This window comes from Shigella sp. FC1967 (genome assembly GCF_001743005.1).
Taxonomy (GTDB): domain Bacteria; phylum Pseudomonadota; class Gammaproteobacteria; order Enterobacterales; family Enterobacteriaceae; genus Proteus.
Genome location: NZ_MIIZ01001053.1, coordinates 1 through 15040 on the forward strand (window position 1 = coordinate 1; position 15040 = coordinate 15040).

16 protein-coding genes and 1 pseudogene are annotated in these 15040 nt (G+C 39.8%); 5 read left to right on the plus strand and 12 right to left on the minus strand.

Features of this window, described 5'->3' with window-relative positions; genetic code table 11:
• The 7 genes and pseudogenes from fusA to BHE89_RS18060 form a co-directional block, all read right to left on the minus strand.
• Positions 1-1444 (minus strand): annotated as a pseudogene (gene fusA, locus BHE89_RS18030) (elongation factor G); the annotation flags it as partial.
• 81 nt (positions 1445-1525) lie between these two features.
• On the minus strand, positions 1526-1996 hold the full coding sequence (gene rpsG / locus BHE89_RS18035) for a 30S ribosomal protein S7 (RefSeq protein ID WP_004246897.1): 471 nt from the start codon (positions 1994-1996) through the stop codon (positions 1526-1528).
• A gap of 99 nt (positions 1997-2095) precedes the next feature.
• Entirely contained in the window at positions 2096-2470 is a 375-nt protein-coding gene (gene rpsL / locus BHE89_RS18040; RefSeq protein ID WP_004236497.1) for a 30S ribosomal protein S12, read from the minus strand.
• A gap of 127 nt (positions 2471-2597) precedes the next feature.
• The gene (gene tusB / locus BHE89_RS18045) at positions 2598-2891 is read right to left on the minus strand and encodes a sulfurtransferase complex subunit TusB (RefSeq protein ID WP_069369618.1); all 294 of its coding nucleotides are present in this window, start codon (positions 2889-2891) and stop codon (positions 2598-2600) included.
• 31 nt (positions 2892-2922) lie between these two features.
• Entirely contained in the window at positions 2923-3291 is a 369-nt protein-coding gene (gene tusC / locus BHE89_RS18050; protein WP_077885157.1) for a sulfurtransferase complex subunit TusC, read from the minus strand.
• Complete coding sequence (tusD, locus tag BHE89_RS18055) at positions 3291-3686, minus strand: sulfurtransferase complex subunit TusD (RefSeq protein WP_069369617.1); 396 nt, start codon at positions 3684-3686, stop codon at positions 3291-3293. The genes tusC and tusD overlap by 1 nt, the downstream gene beginning before the upstream one ends.
• A gap of 9 nt (positions 3687-3695) precedes the next feature.
• Positions 3696-4400, minus strand: coding sequence for a helix-turn-helix transcriptional regulator (locus tag BHE89_RS18060; protein ID WP_069369616.1), 705 nt, complete (start codon positions 4398-4400; stop codon positions 3696-3698).
• A 358-nt stretch (positions 4401-4758) separates the two neighbouring features.
• On the opposite strand from BHE89_RS18060, the gene BHE89_RS23920 reads away from it, so the two are divergent.
• On the plus strand, positions 4759-4905 hold the full coding sequence (locus tag BHE89_RS23920) for a hypothetical protein (protein ID WP_171742532.1): 147 nt from the start codon (positions 4759-4761) through the stop codon (positions 4903-4905).
• Positions 4906-5051: 146 nt separating this feature from the next.
• Positions 5052-5933, plus strand: a complete 882-nt coding sequence (locus BHE89_RS18065) for a DMT family transporter (RefSeq protein WP_069369615.1) — start codon at positions 5052-5054, stop codon at positions 5931-5933.
• A gap of 93 nt (positions 5934-6026) precedes the next feature.
• Here BHE89_RS18065 and fkpA read toward each other — a convergent pair whose 3' ends face one another.
• A complete protein-coding gene (fkpA, locus tag BHE89_RS18070; protein ID WP_069369614.1) occupies positions 6027-6779 on the minus strand; it encodes an FKBP-type peptidyl-prolyl cis-trans isomerase in 753 nt (250 codons plus the stop codon).
• Positions 6780-7113: 334 nt separating this feature from the next.
• Between fkpA and BHE89_RS18075 the strand changes: the two genes are divergently transcribed.
• Positions 7114-7332 carry a SlyX family protein gene (locus BHE89_RS18075; protein WP_023583298.1) on the plus strand — a complete coding sequence of 73 codons (219 nt, stop codon included), beginning with the start codon at positions 7114-7116 and terminating at the stop codon, positions 7330-7332.
• An 80-nt stretch (positions 7333-7412) separates the two neighbouring features.
• Here BHE89_RS18075 and slyD read toward each other — a convergent pair whose 3' ends face one another.
• From slyD to kefG, 4 genes are all read right to left on the minus strand, one after another.
• Positions 7413-8051 (minus strand): peptidylprolyl isomerase, encoded by a 639-nt coding sequence (slyD, locus tag BHE89_RS18080; protein ID WP_069369613.1) that lies wholly within the window; start codon positions 8049-8051, stop codon positions 7413-7415.
• 89 nt (positions 8052-8140) lie between these two features.
• Entirely contained in the window at positions 8141-8344 is a 204-nt protein-coding gene (locus BHE89_RS18085; RefSeq protein WP_036914399.1) for a YheV family putative zinc ribbon protein, read from the minus strand.
• Positions 8345-8364: 20 nt separating this feature from the next.
• The gene (kefB, locus tag BHE89_RS18090) at positions 8365-10212 is read right to left on the minus strand and encodes a glutathione-regulated potassium-efflux system protein KefB (RefSeq protein ID WP_128860700.1); all 1848 of its coding nucleotides are present in this window, start codon (positions 10210-10212) and stop codon (positions 8365-8367) included.
• Positions 10212-10763, minus strand: coding sequence for a glutathione-regulated potassium-efflux system ancillary protein KefG (gene kefG / locus BHE89_RS18095; protein ID WP_069369611.1), 552 nt, complete (start codon positions 10761-10763; stop codon positions 10212-10214). The genes kefB and kefG overlap by 1 nt, the downstream gene beginning before the upstream one ends.
• A gap of 121 nt (positions 10764-10884) precedes the next feature.
• Between kefG and BHE89_RS18100 the strand changes: the two genes are divergently transcribed.
• Both BHE89_RS18100 and BHE89_RS18105 read left to right on the plus strand, forming a co-directional pair.
• On the plus strand, positions 10885-12819 hold the full coding sequence (locus tag BHE89_RS18100; protein WP_069369610.1) for an ABC transporter ATP-binding protein: 1935 nt from the start codon (positions 10885-10887) through the stop codon (positions 12817-12819).
• Positions 12820-13151: 332 nt separating this feature from the next.
• On the plus strand, positions 13152-14840 hold the full coding sequence (locus BHE89_RS18105; protein WP_069369609.1) for a methyl-accepting chemotaxis protein: 1689 nt from the start codon (positions 13152-13154) through the stop codon (positions 14838-14840).
• Positions 14841-15040: the final 200 nt, after the last annotated feature.

The window sequence follows — 15040 nt, forward strand, 5'->3', positions numbered from 1 at the left end:
GCTTCAACTTTAAATTCACGACGCATACGGTCAACTAACACGTCTAAGTGCAGCTCACCCATACCAGCAATGATAGTCTGACCAGTTTCTTCGTCACTTTGATACGCGGAAAGATGGATCTTCCTGAGCCAGACGGTTCAGAGCGATACCCATTTTTTTCTTGGTCAGCTTTAGTCTTAGGTTCGATAGCAACAGAGATTACTGGCTCTGGGAATTCCATACGTTCTAAGATGATTGGTGCTTCAATTGCACACAGAGTATCACCTGTAGTTACGTCTTTCAGACCGATAGCAGCCGCGATGTCGCCTGCACGAACTTCTTTAATTTCTTCACGCTTGTTAGCATGCATCTGAACAATACGGCCAAAACGTTCTTTTTTGTCTTTAACCGGGTTCAGAACTGTGTCACCTGAGTTTACAACACCAGAGTACACACGGAAGAATGTTAAGTTACCAACAAATGGGTCAGTTGCGATTTTGAATGCCAGAGATGAGAATGGCTCGTCGTCGCTTGAATGACGTTCTGCTGGAGTATCTTTACCGTCTGGTAACATACCTTTGATTGCAGGAACATCTGTTGGTGCTGGCAGGTATTCAATTACCGCATCCAGCATTGCCTGAACACCTTTGTTCTTAAATGCAGAACCACAGGTAACCAGGATAATTTCGTTATCTAGAACGCGTTTACGCAGAGCAGCTTTGATTTCTGCTTCTGTCAGTTCTTCACCGCCCAGATATTTGTCCATCAGATCTTCTGATGCTTCAGCAGCTGATTCAACTAGGTTGTTATGCCATTCTTCAGCTAAATCTTGCAGATTTGCAGGAATGTCTTCGTATTCGAAGGTAACACCTTGGTCTTCTTCATTCCAACGGATTGATTTCATTTTAATCAAATCAACAACACCGGTGAAATTTTCTTCAGCGCCTACTGGAATTTGCAGTGGAACTGGGTTTGCTGCCAGACGTGTTTTGATTTGTTCAACAACACGCAGGAAGTTTGCACCCATACGGTCCATTTTGTTAACGAACGCGATACGTGGTACATGATATTTGTTAGCCTGGCGCCATACTGTTTCTGACTGAGGCTGAACACCACCAACTGCACAGTAAACCATAACCGCGCCATCAAGAACACGCATAGAACGTTCTACTTCGATTGTGAAGTCAACGTGTCCTGGGGTGTCAATGATGTTTACACGGTGAGGCTCAAACTGTTTAGCCATACCAGACCAGAATGCAGTAGTTGCTGCGGATGTGATAGTAATACCACGTTCCTGCTCCTGCTCCATCCAGTCCATTGTTGCTGAACCTTCGTGAGTTTCACCAATTTTATGGTTTACACCGGTATAAAACAGAATACGTTCACTTGTAGTGGTTTTACCGGCATCGATGTGCGCACTAATACCGATATTACGGTAGCGTGCTATGGGGGTTTGACGAGCCATTTTTTCCTCTCTCGTGGGCGTTCAATTCAGGTAAAGGACAGCAGAGCTGTCCTGAAAAGAGTTGCAATACTCCGTGGATTATTACCAACGGTAGTGTGCGAACGCCTTGTTTGCATCTGCCATACGGTGAACGTCTTCACGTTTCTTAACAGCAGCGCCTTTGTTTTCAGCCGCATCAGATAATTCATTTGCCAGGCGAAGCGCCATGGATTTATCACCGCGTTTACGAGCAGCTTCAACAATCCAACGCATTGCTAATGCATTACGACGAACTGGGCGTACTTCAACTGGAACTTGGTAAGTTGAACCACCAACACGGCGGGATTTAACTTCCACAGTAGGACGTACGTTATCTAATGCGATTTCGAACGCTTCCAGTTCAGTTTTGCCTGAACGCTGAGCCAGGGTCTCAAGCGCATTATATACAATAGATTCTGCAGTAGATTTTTTACCGTCTACCATCAGAATGTTTACAAATTTAGCCAGCAGTTCTGATCCGAACTTAGGATCTGGCAGAATTTTACGTTGACCAATTACACGACGACGTGGCATGGAAATACTCCGTTTAAAATTCAGGGTTGTCCAAAACTCAATGAGTTTATTTTGACATTATTTGTGAAAAAATGTTTGGCCTTACTTAACGGAGAACCATTAAGCCTTTGGCTTCTTCACACCGTACTTAGAACGAGCTTGTTTACGGTCTTTAACACCAGAACAGTCCAGCGCGCCGCGAACAGTGTGGTAACGCACACCTGGTAAGTCTTTAACACGACCACCACGGATTAGGATTACGGAGTGCTCCTGCAAGTTGTGGCCTTCACCACCGATGTAGGAAGAAACTTCGAAACCGTTAGTCAAACGCACACGGCATACTTTACGCAGTGCTGAGTTTGGTTTTTTTGGAGTGGTAGTATATACACGAGTACATACGCCACGCTTTTGCGGGCAAGCTTCCAGAGCTGGAACGTTGCTTTTAACAACTTTCGAGCTACGAGATTTGCGTACCAGCTGATTAATAGTTGCCATTTAAAAAAAGCTCCTGGTTTTTGCTTCGTAAACACGGATTTGAACTCTGTCTTGTCAACAAGACAAAACATGAGGACGCAGAATTTTATTGCTGACGGGCTCATGTGTCAAGAATTATACAGCAATTCTATGCTCCCCAATGAATTTGTTGGGGGTGTTTTACCGTCAAATCGACAAAACCACCATAATTGATAAGTTTAATATGATGAGATACTTGATCTTTTAAGCCTCTTGCTAAAACATCATCAATTAATGCGTAAACTGAAATTTGCTGTTGAAGACAATATTTTAATAAAGGATTATCTTCGAGGACTGCGAGTACACCATCTTGTATTAACAAAACATCATCTTCTTTTGTCAATAAAGATAAAAAAGTCGCTAAATCACTTTGATAAATAGAGACAGAATAAGTATACAACATAACTGTTCAACCTTCCTGACTAACTTCTGTATTAAAAGCGTAATACCACATCATATTCACTCAATTTTTGAGCGATATCTTGATGGGATATCACCTGAACATCCAACACAAAAGAAGTTTGAGAGGATAATCCACGATGAACCATGTCTTTCTGAGATATATAGACATTTGTCACATCATACAAGGGTAGTACTTTAAATGTTGCCGCATGATGACGTGACAATATCCCTTCAGGCTGTTGATTTTCAACAAGTTGAAACACACCATCAGAGATAAAAAAAACGCCAATATCTTCTGTTAATGCAGAGGTTGCAAGTAAAGCATCTAAACCTTCTCGCCCTGCACTATTACCATGAGGCGCTTGAGTAAAAAGGAATGCGATCGAATTCATTTTCTTCATTAAAATTGCACCACACGGGAACAGGTCAACATCGCTTGAGCCAGTGATCCTAAACCACTTAACTCAAATTCAGGTGCCATGTTATAGCTATCCATTTCCTGCTCTTTGGCTTGCTGCTCATCAATAATTCCTCTACGCAATGCGGCAGCAACACAAACATGCAAGGGAATTTGATGTTTTTTCGCCAAGGCAACCCACGCTTTAGGAAGATCAAATTCATCATTTGCAGGCGATACCCATTTATTTGCGTTCACAACACCTTCCCGATAGAAGAAAATTTGTGCAATTTGATGCCCTTTTTCAAGAAGGGCATTTGCGAATAAATAGGCACTCGAAGCTTGTTCAGTTCCGTAATGAGGCCCCGTAACCACTAAGCAATATGTCAAGGAACTCATAATGTTGCCTTATTCGCCATTTTTAAACTGGCGAATATAGAGATACACAGTATGTTTTGAGATGTTTAAGCGGTCTGCAACCTGATTAATAGCATCTTTGATATCAAAAATACCTTTCTCATAAAGGCTTAATACGACTTGTTTATTCTTAGCATTATTCGCAACTTCACGATCATTATTAACTTCTTCAATCGTGAACTCTAATGTTTGAGCGACTAAATCATCAACGGATGATGCAAAGTTAACATCAGATGCGACTTCATGCGTTTCTTCAGGAATAAAGGTTTTGATTATTTCAGAAAATGGGACATCAAGGTTCATATTAATACACAATAAACCAATGACACGACGTTCACGATTACGAATAGCAATCGTGATTGACTTCATCAATGCACCACTTTTCGCTCTAGTAAAATAAGCCTTTGAAAAACTTGAATCTTCATCTGTGATGTCATGTAACATTTGTAATGCCAAATCGGTAATTGGAGAACCAATCTTACGACCAGTATGTTCTCCATTCGCGATTTTAACCGCTGAACATTTCAAATCTTCCAGAGAGTGCAATACGATTTCACAATGATTACCAATAAGCATTGCCAAACCATCCACGGCAGCTTCATAGGACTTTAGTACTTCGTGATCAGTTTGAGTAAAAGGTCGGCTATCTAGTTTTTCAAACTCGCTGCTGTCACCATTAAATAACGGGCTAGACATTTGATTATATAATCCTTAAAGGCTTTAATTATGATAATGACTTGAGGTTCTATTTTTTATAACGATTCGTCATTGCGGATCAATTCAATATTAAAAAAAAATTAAATATAAAAACAGAATTAAGAACGATTCTGACGTTAGATCGTCAGAAGATCTACGTCAAGTAACTTAGAATAAGAGCTTTGTGATAGGTCACAGCTTTTTTCATTTTTCTTTATATTTTGTACTCATTCCTATCTTTTATTTTTACAACCGTCCCTTTTTAAGGGGCCAGGATAAAGATTGACACTATTGAATAGATTACCTATATTCCAAATTATTGTTATTTTAACGAGTGATTAATCCTATGAATATACTGATGAAATGCCAATCTCAGCAAACCTCATCAATAATAGGATTAATTTCTGTTGCTTCTATACCTATTGAAATTCTCTCTTCACCACCTCCGCCTGTGAAAGTGGTTGTAGTCAATACAACGGTTGTTGTTGCAACTCACATTGCTTGATTGATTTGCTTAGCTTAAGAACGTACTTAACCAACCTCAATATAATGATATTTTGGTTAGGTTTATTCATTGAGATTTTATCAATTAGCTAATACTCACTAAAAATAATCAAGCGCACTCATTGCTTATTTTACCGGTATCTCAGCATGTATTTACATCAATATTGGGCAAAACTCGGCCCAACGACATTATTCGTTTTATTGTGGAGTAGTGGTGCTATCTTTTCTCGTTGGGGATTAGATAATGGTAGCTCATTTGCTATTTTAACGTGGCGTTTTATTATCGCTTTAGTATTTCTCACTTTCTTGTGTATTCAGCGCCATCGCTTTTTACCCCCCAAAGGAAGCCGTTTAAAAACGGCATGGGTTGGCCTACTTATTATCGGTGGCTATTCCATCTGTTATCTTTTAGCACTCGCTAATAGCATTACACCTGGAATGCTAGCCACCATTATGGGTGTTCAACCGATTATTACCCTATGGATAATAGAGCGTAATTTTACAGCGACACGACTATTCGGGCTTTTAATCGCCTTAGCAGGATTAGTATTAGTCGTTGCCCAAAGTTTATTTAATACAGCGTTATCATTAACGGGAATGATTTATGCCTTAATTGCACTACTTTGTATGAGCTTTGGCGCAATCTCACAGAAAAAACTGCAATTAGCCCCCATGGATGCCCTACCGTTACAATATGTTGTTAGCCTTGTGTTGTGCTTGTTATTTGTCCCCTTCCAGCCATTTCATGCTTCATTCGATATTGGCTTTGTTATTCCAGTCCTTTGGCTTGCGGTGATCATTTCTGTAGTTGCACAATTGCTACTATACCGCTTACTCACAACCGGTAATTTAGTTAATGTCACGAGTTTATTTTATTTAGTACCAGGCGTGACAGCATTAATGGATTACATCTTCTTAGGTAATAAGATGTCTTGGTTGAGCTTAGCAGGGATGGGAGCAATTATTGTCGGCTTGCTGTTTGTTTTTAAAAAGCCCAAAGCCATTATTGTAGAAGAGGCCGTAGACTAACACTCTGTGTTTATAAATGATCAACGATACATTAGAAATAAAAATGCTGACATAAATGTCAGCATTTTTTAGTGGTAGTTAACGATAAGTGAATTACTTCTCGCTTTCAACACTCAGTAATTCAACTTCAAAGACTAATGTTGAGTTAGCTGGAATACCACTTGTTGCACGTTGTCCGTAGCCTAATTCTGGTGGAATAACTAACTTGATTTTACCGCCTTCTTTGATGTATTTCATACCTTCTGTCCAGCCAGGGATAACGCTTTTCAGGCTAATTGTCAGAGGTTCGTTACGATCATAAGAGCTATCAAATTGTTTACCATCAATCAGCATGCCTTTGTAGTTTACAGTAACACGATCAGCATCTGTTGGTGTTTTACCTTTCCCAGGATTTTCAACTAAATAGAGTAACCCTGATTTGGTTTTTACCACACCTTTTTCCGCGGCAAACTCTGTACGGAATTTATCACCCGCAATTTTGTTCTCAGTCGCTTCTTTTTCCATTTTTGCTGTTGCAGCAGTACGGACTTGATCTTCAAAAGCCGCTAACGTTAATTCAATTTCAGAGTCTGATAATTTTGATTTACTGTTAAATGCATCCTGAACACCCGCTAACAGTTGTTTAGAATCTAAAGTAATACCAATATTTTTTTGTTCTTGTAACGCAGCTTCCATATAGCGGCCCATCGACGCGCCTAACGCATAGGCATTTTGCTCATTTTGAGTTTTAAATGCGCTATTTAGTGTTGGCACTTTAGCGGTTGCTTCTTCAGCGAATGCATGAGGTGCACTGAATGCGAAAGCTAAACTGGTTGCCAGCAACGTCGTTTTTAATAAAGATTTCATCCCATTCTCCAGTATATGTTTGTGAGTCGCTACGTTTTACAAACGATCATCATAGATCTTCATAAAAACGTTTTGCATCACATCTTGCTGTCGTTGCGGTATAGATCTCATCCGCGGGTAGCAATTTTATATGAATTTAAAAAATTTGCCGACACTCTTAACAGTTAATGTTAGGATTTTTGTCAGCACAGAGTGCTACCACATTAGCAAAATAGTCTTTTATCTCAAACCAGATTTATGTCTTCCTGTGTATATATCAGTAAATAAGATTAAATTTCGTGAGTTTTTGAGTCATATTCGTCGTAATAGGACATTTTAAAGGAGGAAAAACACAATGGATATTAAGGAAGTAGAACGATTGCTCATTCAATTAGAAAGCAAAGTTGCTTTCCAAGATGCGACTATTGAAGAATTGAATCAAGTCGTCACACAACAGCAAATTGAAATTAGCCGCTTTAAGGAAGCCTTAAAAATTGTTTCTGAGCGCTTAAAAAATTCTCAAACCTCAATACTTGCTAGACCTGAGGATGAAACGCCTCCACCTCACTATTAAGTCGTCGTCCGCTGTTAACATCAAAACGGAAAACAAAAAAGGAGCGCTTAAACGCTCCTTTTGATCTTTTCAACGAAAGATTAGTGCTGGCAACCACAACCGCCATTGCCGTGACCATGACCACCATGACCATGACCGCCGCCACCGCAGCATCCACCTTCTTCACCGTGTGAATGGCCATGTCCGTGACCACCGCCACAGCATCCGCCTTCTTCACCGTGACCGTGGCCACCACAACATTCGTGCTCTTCTTCTTCACCGTGTACGTGACCGTGAGCTAATTCTTCTTCAGTCGCTTCACGAATTGCAACGATTTCAACATGAAACTTCAGGTTTTGACCTGCTAACATGTGGTTACCATCAACGATAACTTCGTCGCCTTCAATACCTGTAATTTCTACTGGTACTGGACCTTGATCGGTATCAGCAAGAAAACGCATACCCACTTCTAACTCATCAACACCAACAAAAACATCTTTCGGTACGCGTTGAACTAAGTTTTCGTCGTATTGACCATATGCATCATCAGAAGCAACTTCTACGTCGAATTTTTCACCGACTTCGCGACCTGTTAATGCATTTTCTAAACCACTGATTAAAGAACCACGGCCATGCAGATAGTCTAACGGTGCACTCACCGTGGACTCATCAACTAAAACACCGTCTTCTGATCTTACTTGATAAGCCAGACTAACTACCAAGTCGTTTGCTACTTTCATGACATCTCCTACATACCCGTGGGCAAAATTTTCCCGATTGTAACGAAAAATAAATCTTCTGTATCGGGTTATATCAAAAAAACCTACAATTATTGTGGTGTAAAGATCCCAATGACTTGTTCATTTTCACGAACAAGCGAGTTAACCTCACCCTCTGTTTGCCGTTGCTGATGGCCACATTTCGCACATTCCACAATATCCACTTTATCTTCACGCCACATTTTAAGTGTATCTTGAGCTTGACAGTGTGGACACACGGCTCCTGCGATAAAGCGTTTACGGGTTGCAGACATGGGGTCAATTCTCCTATTTATCAATAGATTTTTTTTTCTTTATGTATTTGAGGAATGTCTTCTGTTAAAGAGTCATCCCAAATATCAGGCTGATGGTGCTCTTGACGAATTTCTTCACTAAAAAGCTCTTCAAGTTCCCGTCTCGCTTCTTTTACTCGTGAAACGTTAGAGACTTCTTCCGGAGATTCATCCACCAGCTTTCTCAATAAGTTAATATCCAGACGACGAAAATGCTGTTGTGCTCGATATGCTTGATGAGGATGCATGCCTAATTCAATTAATGTTTTGCGTCCTAATTCTAAGGCGCTAGAAAATGTTTCACGGCTAAAATCTGTCACCCCTGCTTTGAGCAACTCATGAGCTTCAACTCGTCCTCTTGCCCTTGCAATAATATGCAAATTAGGAAAATGATGTTGGCAAAGATGAACGATTTCCATCGTAGCTTCAGGTTCATTACTGGTAATAACAATCGTTTTAGCATGCTCTGCGCCAGCAGCACGCAATAGATTGAGATCGGTTGCATCACCGTAATAAACTTTATAGCCATATTTACGCATGGTGCTTATGCTTCCAACATCATGCTCTAATACTGTGACGTTAATCTTATTTGCCATTAACAAACGCCCTACAACCTGCCCCATTCGACCAAATCCGACAAGAATGACCTCTGGGTGATTATTTTCAACAAAAGGCTGTTCGTCTGTTTTGGCTTCATTATAACGACGAGCAAACACAGCGTCTGTCATTTGCATCACAAGAGGCGTTGTCATCATAGAAAGTGTGACAACAACCAACAATAATGCCATTTGCTGACTCTCTAATACGCCCATAGCCATCGATGTCGAGAACACAACAAACGCAAATTCACCACCTTGGCTTAATACCGCCGAGAATTGTAAACGCGGGGAAAAATGCAATTTGGCTAACCAAGCAATACTGTAAAGGATCAAGGCTTTCACAATAACCAGCACTAAGACGCCCAATAATACTTGTGGAAGATAGCGCCATAAAATACCGATATCTAAAGACATACCGACAGAAATAAAAAAGAGTCCTAAAAGTAGACCTTTAAAAGGTTCAATAGCGATCTCTAATTCATGTCGATATTCTGAATCTGCCAATAACACTCCCGCAATAAAGGTGCCCATTGCCATGGAAAAACCTAAGGTTTCCATAAAAATAGCGGCACCTAATACAACAAGTAGTGCGGCAGCAGTAAAAACTTCTCTGACGCCAGACTTCACCACTAAGCGTAAAAGTGGACGTAATAAATAACGACCACAAATCAGCAACCCAGCAAAAGCCGCGACTTTCACACCAATGCGATACCAATCGCTACTTGCCGTTTCTCCGGCTAACAAAGGAATAACAGCCAAGATAGGAATAACCGCCATATCTTGGAAAAGTAAAACAGCGAAACCTAATTGCCCGCCTTCATTGTGGTTCATTCCTTTCTCATTCATAAGTTGCAATGCCATCGCCGTAGAAGACATCGCAATACCTAATCCACCAATCACAGCGGCCTGCCATGAGAAAGACGTAAAAACAAGAATAAGCCCTGAAAAAATAGAAGCGGTTAATACCACCTGCATTGAACCCACACCAAAAATGGCACGTCTCAGTTCCCATAACTTGGCTGGATTTAATTCCAAACCAATAAGGAACATTAAAAAAACCACCCCTAATTCAGCAAAATGTAAGATATTATCGACATCTTTAAACAGCCCTAATCCCCAAGGTCCGATCGCAATACCAGCAATCAAATAACCGAGTACAGCACCAATTTTAAGACGCTGTGCAATAGGTACCATAACCACGGCAGCACACAGGAAAAAGAGAACAGCTTTAATCATCCAATTATCTTCCATTAAGCTTGCTCCCCTTCAAGTGGTGCACTTAGCCAATGACGATAAGCTTCACCGATATAAGTCAGTGTTGTTTTAGATTGTTGTCTTGCTGAATACACAACCATGGGTGATAGCCAGCGCATACCACACATTTCGGCCATTAATTCAAAAGGGCGTAATAATTCTGTGAGTGTGTAGTGATTCTTCCCATTATGTTGATAAGCCAGTTCTGGCTCTCCCGTTGTAATTACACAACGAAATGACTTACCTTTTAATTGTGCCCGACCTGCTTTATTGGCAAAGGGGCGAGTTAACACTCGGTCTTGCCACTCTTTTAATAATGCTGGACAACTATATGTTTGTAATGGAAATTGAAAAACGATCACTTGGTGCTTACACAGCAAGGATTGTTCATGGTGTATATCAATAAAAAAATCAGGATAAGTAGCATATAAATCATGGATAGTTATATTCTCTAAATCCCTCACCGCTTTTAATAATGCTTTATTAGCAATTGATTGGCGCGGCTCGGGATGAACATACACCAGCAATACATTTGATGCGTTTGACATCATTCCTCCTTACAAAACGTGTCAGAAACGGTTTTTTCCGTTACCATGCACGCATTGTGACCAACTGTTACGAACAACTTACTCTATATATTAATTTACATACTCTTAATAGACGATATTTATGATTGTTTTTTCTTCTTTGCAAATTCGCCGTGGTGTCAAAGTGTTACTGGACAATGCCAGTGCAACCATTAATCCAGGGCAAAAAATTGGTCTAGTCGGTAAAAATGGCTGTGGTAAAACCACATTACTTTCTTTATTGAAAGGTGAACTTCAGGCTGAAGCAGGTAATGTTACCTATCCTAGTACATGGTCAATGGCATGGGTTAACCAAGAAACCCCCGCACTTGATGTACCTGCTATTGATTATGTTATTGATGGTGACAGAGAATACCGCCAGTTAGAACAACGATTACAAAAAGCTAACGAAATAAACGATGGTCATGCTATTGCACTGATACACGGACAATTAGATGCCATTAATGCATGGACAATACAATCGAGAGCAGCGACCTTACTGAATGGTTTAGGGTTTAGCCAACAGCAACTTAGCGAACCTGTAAAATCATTTTCAGGTGGCTGGAGAATGCGTTTAAACTTAGCACAAGCGCTGATTTGTCGATCTGACCTACTACTTCTCGATGAGCCCACCAACCACTTAGATTTAGATGCTGTTATTTGGCTAGAAAAATGGCTAAAAAGCTACACTGGTACACTTATTTTAATTTCTCATGATCGTGATTTTCTTGATCCTATCGTAGATAAAATCTTGCATATTGAGCAAGAAAAAATCTTTGAATATTCAGGTAACTACTCTTCGTTTGAAATGCAACGAGCAACTAAACTCGCACAACAGCAAGCTTTGTTTGAAAATCAACAAGCCAAAATTGCACACTTACAGAGTTTTATCGATAGATTTAAAGCGAAAGCGACAAAAGCAAAACAGGCTCAAAGCCGTGTAAAAATGCTTGAACGCATGGAACGTGTTTCTCCTGCACATTCAGATAACCCATTTCAATTTAGTTTCCGCCAACCTGAAAGCTTACCCAATCCACTTTTATCAATGGAGAAGGTCTGTGCGGGTTATGGTGAAAAAGTTATTCTCAATGATATCAAACTCAATTTAGTTCCCGGCTCACGTATTGGATTATTAGGGCGTAATGGGGCAGGTAAATCGACGCTGATTAAATTACTTGCTGGCGAACTACAACCCTTACAAGGGAAATTAGCTCTTTCTAAAGGCATTAAACTTGGTTATTTTGCTCAACATCAATTAGAGTTTTTACGCGCTGATGAATCAGCACTGCAGCATTTAACCCGCTTAGCGCCCAAAGAAACTGAACAAAAATTACGTGATTACTTGGGGGGATTCGGTTTCCATGGCGATAAAGTCACCGATGCTTGTGGTCAATTTTCTGGCGGTGAAAAGGCACGCTTAGTTTTATCACTTTTAGTTTGGCAACGCCCTAACTTGCTATTAATGGATGAACCAACAAACCACCTTGATTTAGATATGCGTCAAGCACTGACTCAAGCTTTAATTAGCTTTGAAGGCGCAATTGTTGTTGTATCGCATGATAGGCATTTATTACGCTCTACCACTGATGATCTCTACCTTGTACATGATGGTCAAGTCGAGCCATTTGATGGTGATCTTGATGATTATCAACAATGGTTAGTTGATCAAAATCGTCAAGAAACACAGGCAAATAAAAGCCAACAAGATAACAACAATATCACGACGACTGCCAATTTAAGTGCTCAGGATAAAAAAGAGCAAAAACGCAAAGAAGCTGAATTTAGACAACAAACCCAGCCTTTACGCAAGAAACTTACCACATTAGAAAGCAAGATGGATAAATTAAGCCAAGAGCTTAGTGATATCGAAAGCGTTCTTTCTGATAGTGGTATTTATGATACAAGCCGTAAAAATGAGCTTTCTGATTGCTTAAGCCGACAAGGTGTTACGAAATCCGCCCTAGAAGAAGTGGAAATGGAGTGGATGGAATTACAAGAAACATTAGAAAAAATGACAAACGCATTTGAAGCCCAGTAATACAATGTCATTTCTTAAAAAAGGAACTATTTTTAAGTAAAATAGTTCCTTGCTTTTTTTCCTTCAATTCATTCTTAATATTTATACAATTCATTTCACTTACCGTATTGATATCATTTTACAATAGCATGATTTACACAAAACATAATCTCTCCCTACCTAGCAATAACCCAATAAAAATAACAATCTAACGTTTATTTTCTACCTATTTATATTAAGTAAGGGAAATAAATTCTTTCACGCTAAAGTTTTTAACATTTCAGCCGAATTAATCATTCTGCTAAGTGGACCTCCCACTTACCAACGAAAAGGCAAAGCTAATAGGTAGGGTTATGTTAAAACGAATTAAAATCTCTCAAGGTTTAATGTGTGTCCTGACTCTGTTTTGTATTATTCAGATTATTTCTGGAGTACAAAGCATTCACGATGCCTACCAAACTCAAAACACTCTTAAAAAAATTTCATACAGTTTCGATCAACTACGCACGATGGATAATACCTATGCGGAGTTGAATACATTACGTACTGATATTATTGCACAAGCATTTAGTTATATATCAAATCCTCAAGCTGAGGATACAAACATCACTACATTTATGCAGACCATGCCTGCCCGTAAAGCGCAAGTTGATGCATTGATGAATGAGTATGTTGAACTATCCGCGCAAACAGGTTTCGATCAGCAACGTATGGCTCAGATCAAACAGCTTTATCAAAAGAGCCGAGCTGATCTTGATTTACTGGCACAGTATTTAAGTGAACGTAACACTAACGCGATTCGTTTAATTTTAAAAAGTCCGGCAAACACTAACTTCACGAATTCATTGTATGAAGCTACCGACTTTATTACGGATGAAGTTGTTAACCCTTCAGTGATTGAAGCAGAAGATAACTACCATAGCATGTTGTGGATAGCATCACTCTTTATGGGTATCTTCCTCCTCTTTACCACCCTGGTTCTTATTTGGATCCGCAAATACATTATTGTACGCATTAACCAAATGATCACCTATCAAGACGCCATTGCTAAAGGTGATTTAGTCAGTCGCATTGATAGCGATGTATCAGGTAAGACTGAAATCGATCAGCTTATGCTCGGCTTACAGCAAATGCGTGCGCAATTAAAAGAGATGGTAAGCTCTATTCGGAATACGAGTGCAACTATTTACACTGGCGTACAAGAAATTGCAGCGGGTAATAATGACTTATCAAGCCGAACTGAAGAGCAAGCGAGCGCATTAGAAGAAACGGCATCCAGCATGGAGCAGATGACCGCAACTATTCGTAATAACACGGAAAGCGCCCGTGAAGTGACAGAGCTGGTTATGAGTACTGCTGATATTGCCGTTCAAGGTGGTGAGCATAGTAATAAGATGGTAATGACAATGACCGATATTGCCGATCGCTCACAAAAGATTGGTGAAATCACCGCGGTTATTGATGACATTGCTTTCCAAACCAATATATTAGCGCTTAATGCTGCCGTTGAAGCCGCCAGAGCTGGCGAACAAGGTCGTGGTTTCTCAGTGGTAGCCAGTGAAGTTCGTAATTTAGCACAGCGTAGCGCAGAAGCGGCAAAAGAGATCAAAGAGCTTATTGAATCGACAATATTACGTGTTAAACAAGGTAATGATCTCGTCGAACAAGTTAGTTTATCAATGGGTGAGATTGTGACATCTGTGAATCATGTTTCAGGTTCGATGAAAGAAATTTTATCTGCATCGGAAGAGCAAACGCGAGGAATTGCACAAATTAGCCTTGCTGTTAACGAGATGGATAAAGCAACTCAACAAAATGCGGCGATGGTTGAACAATCAACAGCGGCTTCTGCCACATTAAGTGAACAAGCAAGTATGTTGGATACTATTGTGAATACATTTAAAGTTGAAGATGAAAAAACCGCCCCCGTTCAAACTAAATTACCTGTATTTTCAGCTAAATCACAAGACACTGAAACAATAAAAACACCAACAATCAAAACTAATCATCATGAAACAGACGACAATTGGGAAAGTTTCTAACGATATCTCTCACACAACGTCCTGTGAAAGCTTGGTGTAGAAAATAGCCCAAAACAATATAATAAAACCTCTACCTACACGACTCCCAGTCATTTTTTCTGGGAGTATTTCTTTTCCTTCACACATAAACACAAAAAAAGATCGTTTTTTATACGAAATAATAATATTTTTTAAGAAATATTAAGAACATTTATGAAAGC

Bases quoted from the DNA above. Each gene is read 5' to 3' on its own strand.
- BHE89_RS18060 (WP_069369616.1), bottom strand. From the start codon at position 4,400: ATGTCTAGCCCGTTATTTAATGGTGACAGCAGCGAGTTTGAAAAACTA.
- tusC (WP_077885157.1), bottom strand. From the start codon at position 3,291: ATGAAGAAAATGAATTCGATCGCATTCCTTTTTACTCAAGCGCCTCAT.
- BHE89_RS18100 (WP_069369610.1), top strand. From the start codon at position 10,885: ATGATTGTTTTTTCTTCTTTGCAAATTCGCCGTGGTGTCAAAGTGTTA.
- BHE89_RS23920 (WP_171742532.1), top strand. From the start codon at position 4,759: ATGAAATGCCAATCTCAGCAAACCTCATCAATAATAGGATTAATTTCT.
- BHE89_RS18075 (WP_023583298.1), top strand. From the start codon at position 7,114: ATGGATATTAAGGAAGTAGAACGATTGCTCATTCAATTAGAAAGCAAA.
- slyD (WP_069369613.1), bottom strand. From the start codon at position 8,051: ATGAAAGTAGCAAACGACTTGGTAGTTAGTCTGGCTTATCAAGTAAGA.
- kefB (WP_128860700.1), bottom strand. From the start codon at position 10,212: ATGGAAGATAATTGGATGATTAAAGCTGTTCTCTTTTTCCTGTGTGCT.
- kefG (WP_069369611.1), bottom strand. From the start codon at position 10,763: ATGTCAAACGCATCAAATGTATTGCTGGTGTATGTTCATCCCGAGCCG.
- rpsL (WP_004236497.1), bottom strand. From the start codon at position 2,470: ATGGCAACTATTAATCAGCTGGTACGCAAATCTCGTAGCTCGAAAGTT.
- fkpA (WP_069369614.1), bottom strand. From the start codon at position 6,779: ATGAAATCTTTATTAAAAACGACGTTGCTGGCAACCAGTTTAGCTTTC.
- rpsG (WP_004246897.1), bottom strand. From the start codon at position 1,996: ATGCCACGTCGTCGTGTAATTGGTCAACGTAAAATTCTGCCAGATCCT.
- BHE89_RS18105 (WP_069369609.1), top strand. From the start codon at position 13,152: ATGTTAAAACGAATTAAAATCTCTCAAGGTTTAATGTGTGTCCTGACT.
- tusB (WP_069369618.1), bottom strand. From the start codon at position 2,891: ATGTTGTATACTTATTCTGTCTCTATTTATCAAAGTGATTTAGCGACT.
- tusD (WP_069369617.1), bottom strand. From the start codon at position 3,686: ATGAGTTCCTTGACATATTGCTTAGTGGTTACGGGGCCTCATTACGGA.
- BHE89_RS18085 (WP_036914399.1), bottom strand. From the start codon at position 8,344: ATGTCTGCAACCCGTAAACGCTTTATCGCAGGAGCCGTGTGTCCACAC.
- BHE89_RS18065 (WP_069369615.1), top strand. From the start codon at position 5,052: ATGTATTTACATCAATATTGGGCAAAACTCGGCCCAACGACATTATTC.